This window comes from Bradyrhizobium sp. PRIMUS42 (genome assembly GCF_023006515.1).
In the GTDB taxonomy this organism is placed as follows: Bacteria; Pseudomonadota; Alphaproteobacteria; order Rhizobiales; family Xanthobacteraceae; genus Bradyrhizobium.
The window spans coordinates 1-670 of the sequence record NZ_JALBGZ010001425.1 but is presented as its reverse complement, the minus strand read 5'-3'; the positions used below and the strand labels follow the sequence as shown (position 1 = coordinate 670).

The following is a 670-nucleotide window of genomic DNA, read 5'->3' as shown; positions in this document are numbered from 1 at the left end:
AGCCTGGCGTGAGCGGCGGCGACCTCGCGGGCCTCGCCTTCGAGATCGGCGCCGAGATCGATCGTCTCGTAGCCGGATTCGCGCGCGAGCCTCACCGCGGCGTCGAGCGACTGCTTGGGCCGCGCGATCAATTCGAAGGACGCCCGTGCGAAGGCGGCATCATCAGGCTTGCAGCTTTCGTTGCGTTCGTCCTCGAGCGCGCGGCGCACCGCGTCGTCGATGGCGAGCTTGTATTTCGCGACGATGGCGCGCGCATCGGCCAGCGTGGTCGGATCGGGGACGGTGGGACCGGAGGCGATCGCGGATGGGTCGTCATGCGGCACGTCCGAGATCGCGAGCGTTACGATCCCGGCGGCATTCTTGCCGGCGCGGGCGAGACGGCCGCCCTTGATCCGCGACAGATGTTTCCTCACCGTGTTCATCTCGCCGATCGGCGCACCCGAGCGCAGCAGCGCCTTGTTGACCGCCTGCTTCTGCGCAAAGCTGATGCCGTCGCTCGGTGCGATCCAGTTCGCAGAGCCGCCGCCGGTGAGCAGCACCAGGAGCAGATCGTCCGGTCCGGCTTCGGCAGCGAGCGCGAGCGTGTCGGCTGCGCCCTTGAGGCCGGCCTCATCCGGCACGGGATGTCCGGCTTCGACGACGCGGATGCGCCGCGTCGGCACGCCGTAGC

The 670-nt window shown here is 69.4% G+C and carries 1 protein-coding gene; it reads right to left on the bottom strand.

The annotated features are described in order from the left end of the window. Positions 1–670: glycerate kinase (locus tag MOV75_RS40825; protein ID WP_247008518.1), on the bottom strand; the 670-nt coding region annotated here is incomplete at both ends.